The sequence below is a fragment of the Anaerophaga thermohalophila str. Valhall genome, assembly GCF_000250735.1.
GTDB classification, from domain to species: domain Bacteria; phylum Bacteroidota; class Bacteroidia; order Bacteroidales; family Marinilabiliaceae; genus Anaerophaga; species Anaerophaga thermohalophila_A.
In genome coordinates this window covers 1-6,314 of the sequence record NZ_AHZV01000190.1, presented here as the reverse complement: position 1 = coordinate 6,314, position 6,314 = coordinate 1, and the positions used below count along the sequence as shown (strand labels likewise).

The window sequence follows — 6,314 nt, the reverse complement described above, 5'->3', positions numbered from 1 at the left end:
TTAGTACCTGTCTGTAAACCCGCAAAAATTTTCACAATATGTGTGTCTGTTCAGAAAGTGCCGGTTGCAAGGCTTGCGAAGTCCGAAAATACGGAGTTTACTCATCGTAAATGAGTAATTTTCGGACGAGCGTAACACAGCAAATGGTACCTTATGGACAGACACTATTTAGAAAAACAACAAATCTCGTAAACCTATTTCTATGACAGCCAAAAAGAAAAAATCAGGAAAGATATTCGTTCTGGATACCAATGTTTTGTTACACGACCATAAATGCCTGTATAACTTCCAGGAGAACGACATTATTATTCCCATCGTGGTTCTTGAGGAGCTTGATAAGTTCAAGAAAGGTAATGATCAGATTAATTTTCAGGCCAGGGAATTTGTACGTGAGATGGATCGCCTCTCTGGCGAACAGTTATTTGCCGATGGCATTTCGCTGGGAAAAGACCATGGAAGGCTTTTTATCGAAACGGGCAAACCACTGCCCACCGAAATGCAGGAATCATTTTCCGAAAACACACCCGATCATCGTATACTGGCCATCACGCTGCATGTAAAAGAAAAAAACCCGGAAACGGCAGACTATTCTTATCACCAAAGACATCAATCTGAGGATGAAGGCCAAATCGCTTGGACTGAAGTCGGAGGATTACGAATCGGACAAAGTTAAAAACATAGAGATTCTTCACCATGGAGTGGAAACTTTCGAAGGGTTCGACAAAACCATTATTGAAGCGCTTTACAAGGATGGTCAGGTATCGCGCTCCGAATTCCCAATGACCGATGAACAGTTGCCTGCCAACCAATATATGATTCTGAAAAATGCCAACCAAAGCGTGTTGGCCTGGTTCGATCCCAACGCGCAATCTGTCAGAAGAGTGGAAAAACATTCAGCCTTTGGTATCGAACCGCGAAATGCTGAACAAGCTTTTTCCCTGCACGCACTCATGAATACCGATGTTACGCTGGTATCACTAACAGGTAAAGCCGGTACCGGAAAAACTTTACTTGCCCTGGCTGCAGCACTCCAGCAACATAAACAATATAACCAGATACTCCTTGCCCGCCCTATTATGCCGCTTGCCAACCGCGACCTCGGCTTTTTACCGGGTGATATCAACGAAAAAATAGGGCCTTACATGCAACCGCTCTTCGACAATCTGGGAGTCATTAAAAACCGGTTCCCACAGCAAAGCAAGGAGCTAAACATCATTGAAGAAATGCAAAAACGCGACGAACTTGTCATCACACCCCTTGCCTATATACGCGGTCGCAGTCTTTCCGATGTTTTCTTTATCATCGACGAAGCCCAGAACCTGACCCCGCACGAAGTAAAAACCATCATTACCCGTGCCGGAGAAGGAACTAAAATGGTATTTACGGGCGATATTCACCAGATTGACTCCCCTTATCTGGATATGCAAAGCAACGGACTGGCTTATCTCACCGACAAAATGAAGGGACAGGATATTTTTGCCCACGTCAACCTGATAAAAGGCGAGAGGAGCTTCCTGGCTGAACTGGCATCGGATCTGCTTTAGTGGAAGTTGTAAAATTAAAGCCACCTGTTATCCACTTTCAGAGGCAAAGTCCTTCAGGACGGGAATTTTCTGATAGTTTTCAAATATTTCAGTAAGAGGAATTGTCCCACTATTGACTAAAAACTACTGACTAAAAACTATTAACTAAAAACTATTGACTAAAAACTATTAACTAAAAACTAATCTGTTTCATGATAGACCACACACAATTTCAGCAGCGGACAGTGGGGTTTTATACTCTTGGGTGCAAACTCAATTTCAGCGAAACATCAACGATTGCACGTCATCTGGAGGAAGAAGGATTTAAGCGGGTAGATTTCAGGGAAGGCGCAGATATTTATGTCATCAACACCTGCTCGGTAACCGAAACCGCCGAAAAAAAGTGTCGTTATACCATACACAGAGCTTTACGAATAAATCCCCGGGCATTTATTATTGTAACAGGTTGCTTTGCCCAGCTTAAACCCGAAAAAATTGCCGCGATTGAAGGCGTCGACCTGGTGCTGGGTAGTAACGAAAAACTCGATATGTCATTTTACCGTGGAACCCTTGAAAAGCGCAAAAACGCCGAAATTCATGCCGGCAATATTGCTAAAGACAGGAGATTCATGCCATCGTGGTCGTCGGGTGACCGAACCAGGACTTTCCTGAAAGTACAGGACGGATGTGATTATTTTTGCTCCTATTGCACCATTCCGCTGGCGAGGGGGCGGTCGCGAAATGCCTCAATCGAAGCAACGGTTGAACAGGCAAAACAAGCCGGGAAAGCCGGTGCTAAAGAAATTATTCTTACCGGAGTAAACATTGGTGATTTTGGAAAAACCACGGGTGAAACATTTGCCGGTTTGATTAGAGCTCTCGAAAAAGTCGATGAAGTGGAACGGTTCCGCATATCTTCCATTGAGCCAAATCTGCTGACAAAAGAAATAATAAAGTTCGTGGCAGGCTCATCCAAATTCATGCCTCATTTTCATATACCGTTGCAGTCGGGAAGCGATAATATTCTCAAGTTAATGAAAAGAAAATATGACACCTCTCTCTTCAGAGAACGAATTGAAACCATCAATAATTATCTCCCCGATGCCTTTATCGGTGTCGATGTTATTACAGGTGTACGGGGCGAGACGGTTGAGGAGTTCGAAAAAACACGGCATTTTCTCAACCGGCTGAACATTTCGCAATTGCATGTTTTTACCTATTCGGAAAGACCCGACACACAAGCCCTCAAAATTAAATACTCCGTACCTCATCAGGAGAGAAAACGAAGAAGTGCTATTTTGCACGAACTGTCGGAATACAAGCTGCGAAAATTCTATAAGCGTTTCGAGGGGACAAAAGCAAAGGTATTATTTGAAGAACATCCATCAGACGGCCTGATGCATGGGTTTAGCGAGAATTATTTGCGCGTCGAATGTCCGTTTGATCCAAAACTGGCAAACAGCATTGTTGAAGTGGAACTCAAAAACATATCACCTCTTTCGGGAAATATGACCATACAATTACCGGGATCGTTCGTTCAAAGCCGGACATTTCATGCAAACTCTTTTCGATAAACTTTTTCATAACCGTTTCATTATGTTTCAAAAAATTTGAAACTTTGAACCAAATAAAAAACAATTAAGAATGACAGATTACAGAGAGATTTGTGAAAGAACTGTAGATATAGCACGGGAAACCGGCCTTTTTGTCAAAAATTACCGGATGCAAAACAAGCCGGATGTTGAATCTAAAGGACGAAACGACTTTGTGACCCAGATTGATAAAGCCTCGGAAAAGAAACTGGTCGAAGCATTGGGAGGGCTTCTGCCCGAAGCCGGTTTTATTGCAGAAGAAAATACTTCTGACAAACAAGGTGCCACCTATAACTGGATCATTGATCCCATTGATGGCACCACCAATTTCATCCACGGGCTGTTTCCCTATGCCATTAGCATTGCTTTGCAGGAGAACGACAGAATAGTTGTTGGTGTGATCTATGAACCGGGGATGGACGAATGTTTCTACTCATGGGCAGGGGGGCCGGCGCTTCTTAACGGCAACGAAATACATGTTTCGGAAACATCAGAAGTGGCCGACAGTCTGATTGCTACCGGATTCCCCTACTCCAACTACAGTCTGATCAACAACTTTATGGATACGCTCGACTTTTTCATGAAAAACAGCCACGGGCTACGTCGCCTGGGCTCCGCTGCTGCCGATTTGGCCTACGTGGCATGCGGGCGCTTCGATGCTTTTTATGAATACAATCTGAAACCATGGGATGTGGCTGCAGGGGCTTTTCTGGTACAACAGGCAGGCGGAAAAGTAAGTGATTTCAAAGGTGGCAACAACTACCTTTTCGGGAAAGAGATTGTCTGTGCCAACAATTTAATGTTTGAGGAAATGCAGCAGGTGATTGAACAAATAATGACGAAATAGTGCGTGTCTATAATTCACAAAAATATTTTCACAATATTTGTGTCTGTTCAAAAAGTGTCAGTTGCAAGGCCTGCTAACTACGAAAATACGGAGTTTACTCATGGTAAATGAGTAATTTTCGGACGAGCGTAACGCAGTAAATGGTACTTTATGGACAAACATGAAATAGTGTTCCTCTGTAAACTCCCAAAAATCTAAGGATGTATTGAATGAACAAACTGCTCTATTACATTTGGTTTCCCCTGATATGGCTCATTTCCTTGCTGCCTATCTCTTTTTTGTACAGGATTTCCGATCTGCTCTATTACCCCGTTTCTCTGGCCGGTTATCGTAAAAGAGTTATTCTTGACAATCTGCGACGTGCCTTCCCGCAACAATCAGATGAATGGCGAAAAAATATTCTCAAAAAATTTTACCGCCACTTTTGCGACCTTTTCATCGAAACCATGAAGCTGCAACATATTTCAGACAAAGAAATATATAACCGCATCACATTTTCGAATACCAAAATCCTTGACGATGCAGCAGAAGAAGGGAAAGATGTCATTGCAGTACTTGGTCATTACGGAAACTGGGAATGGGTTCCTGCCATCAATTTGCACATCAGAGCTCAGGGCTACAGCGTTTACAGACCCTTAAAAAACAAAAGTTTTGACAAATACATGATAATGTTGCGCTCTCGTTTCGGCTCCGAAAATGTACCCATGAAAAAAACCCTGAGGCTGGTAGCCGGGTTAAAAAAACAGAACAAACGTTTCGTACTGGGTCTTATTGCCGATCAAAGTCCGGCCAGAAGCGAAATTCAATATTGGACAAATTTCCTCACGCAACCAACTCCAATTCTGCTTGGCCCCGAAAAAATGGCAAAGATGGTCAATGGGCGGGTGGTCTTTTTCAAAGTATCAAAACCAAAAAGGGGACATTATCACATCGAAGTTGTCCCCTGGAACGGAGACATAGAAAATGCCGAAGAATTTGAAATTACCGAATGGCATGTACGCCAACTGGAAAAGTGCATAACAGAAAGGCCTGAGCTCTGGCTTTGGTCGCACAAACGGTGGAAGTATCAGAACATGTACAGAGGAAGTTAGAAGGCTGTATGCGAGATATGTCAGATGAGAGGATGCGATAAGGCAGAAGTATGGGGCATGGAGCAGAGGGCATGGGGCAGAGGGCATGGAGTAATGGTGGAAAGGTGAGAAGATAGAAGGGCTCTAAAGAATGTCATAACAATGAACGACTTTAACTATTAAGTGTCTGTCCATAAAGTACCATTTGCTGTGTTACGCTCGCCGCCAGAATACTCATTTACGAGTAGTAAACTCCGTTTTTGGCGGCTTCGCAAGCCTTGCAACTGGCACTTTCTGAACAGACACACATACTATAAAAATTTTTTGCAAGTTTATAGACGAGCACTATTTAAAAGGCGCGGTGGCCTGTCGGCTTTCCGGGCCGGCGGATGGCGGGAAGCCAAAACGGTCGACATTCATGGCCTTGCGCAGTGACCGGAAATTTTGGCGGCAAGCGTAACACAGCAAATGGTACTTTATGGACAGACACGAAATAGAAACACAATGACGGATTCACAGGTTGCAGTAATAATACTAAACTGGAATACCAGGAACCTCCTCGAACGATTCCTGCCCGAGGTCATAAAAAAAAGCGCATACCCCGGTGCGTCGGTTGTTGTAGCAGACAATGGTTCCACCGACGGTTCTCCTGAACTAATCAAAGAAAGGTTTCCCGAAGTCAGGCTCATCAGGCTTAACCGTAATTATGGATTTGCGGGAGGCTACAATCGTGTGCTAAAACAAACGGAAAGTCCATATTCGGTATTGCTCAACTCCGATGTTATTCCGGGGGATAACTGGCTGGAACCGCTCATTAAATGCATGGAAGAAAACCCTGATACTGCCGCATGTGTTCCTAAGATAAAAGACATGAACAAACCGGAATGGTTTGAGTATGCAGGTGCAGCAGGTGGTTTTATCGACAAGTGGGGATATACATTTTGCAGAGGAAGAATATTTAATGTCCTGGAGCATGACAACGGGCAATACGATCAGTCGGGAGAGATATTCTGGGGCAGTGGCGCAGCACTGATGGTACGAACCGGACTTTTTAATCAGTCGGGCGGTCTCGACGAAGCATTCTTTGCCCACATGGAAGAGATTGACTGGTGCTGGCGCATGAAAAACCAGGGACTTAAAATCAGGTATTGTGCCGAAAGCGAAGTCTTCCACCTGGGCGGAGGCACTTTAAATACCATGTCGTCGCATAAGACTTACCTCAACTTCAGAAACAATTTGTTCATGCTTCACCGGAATATCCCCGCGGAAAATTTCAAAAAAA

The 6,314-nt window shown here is 43.9% G+C and carries 6 protein-coding genes; all 6 read left to right on the top strand.

The features are described 5' to 3' along the window. Positions 1-202: 202 nt before the first annotated feature. Positions 203-673 (top strand): PIN domain-containing protein, encoded by a 471-nt coding sequence (locus tag OQ5_RS24580; RefSeq protein ID WP_255297488.1) that lies wholly within the window; start codon positions 203-205, stop codon positions 671-673. Further along, positions 588-1,544: a PhoH family protein gene (locus OQ5_RS20815; RefSeq protein WP_369688194.1), complete on the top strand. Its 957-nt coding sequence runs from the start codon at positions 588-590 to the stop codon at positions 1,542-1,544. Before OQ5_RS24580 ends, OQ5_RS20815 begins: the two co-directional genes overlap by 86 nt. A gap of 191 nt (positions 1,545-1,735) precedes the next feature. Then, positions 1,736-3,097: a tRNA (N(6)-L-threonylcarbamoyladenosine(37)-C(2))-methylthiotransferase MtaB gene (gene mtaB, locus OQ5_RS0110415; protein WP_016777443.1), complete on the top strand. Its 1,362-nt coding sequence runs from the start codon at positions 1,736-1,738 to the stop codon at positions 3,095-3,097. Between the two features lie 70 nt (positions 3,098-3,167). After that, on the top strand, positions 3,168-3,962 hold the full coding sequence (locus OQ5_RS0110410; protein WP_016777442.1) for an inositol monophosphatase family protein: 795 nt from the start codon (positions 3,168-3,170) through the stop codon (positions 3,960-3,962). Positions 3,963-4,171: 209 nt separating this feature from the next. Next, positions 4,172-5,053: a lysophospholipid acyltransferase family protein gene (locus tag OQ5_RS0110405; protein ID WP_016777441.1), complete on the top strand. Its 882-nt coding sequence runs from the start codon at positions 4,172-4,174 to the stop codon at positions 5,051-5,053. A gap of 483 nt (positions 5,054-5,536) precedes the next feature. Beyond that, positions 5,537-6,314: glycosyltransferase family 2 protein (locus tag OQ5_RS0110400; protein WP_016777440.1), on the top strand; the 778-nt coding region annotated here is incomplete at its 3' end.

What these genes read in the sequence shown, in the direction of transcription:
- OQ5_RS24580 (WP_255297488.1), top strand. Translation starts at nt 203, where the DNA reads ATGACAGCCAAAAAGAAAAAATCAGGAAAGATATTCGTTCTGGATACC.
- OQ5_RS0110410 (WP_016777442.1), top strand. Translation starts at nt 3,168, where the DNA reads ATGACAGATTACAGAGAGATTTGTGAAAGAACTGTAGATATAGCACGG.
- mtaB (WP_016777443.1), top strand. Translation starts at nt 1,736, where the DNA reads ATGATAGACCACACACAATTTCAGCAGCGGACAGTGGGGTTTTATACT.
- OQ5_RS0110405 (WP_016777441.1), top strand. Translation starts at nt 4,172, where the DNA reads ATGAACAAACTGCTCTATTACATTTGGTTTCCCCTGATATGGCTCATT.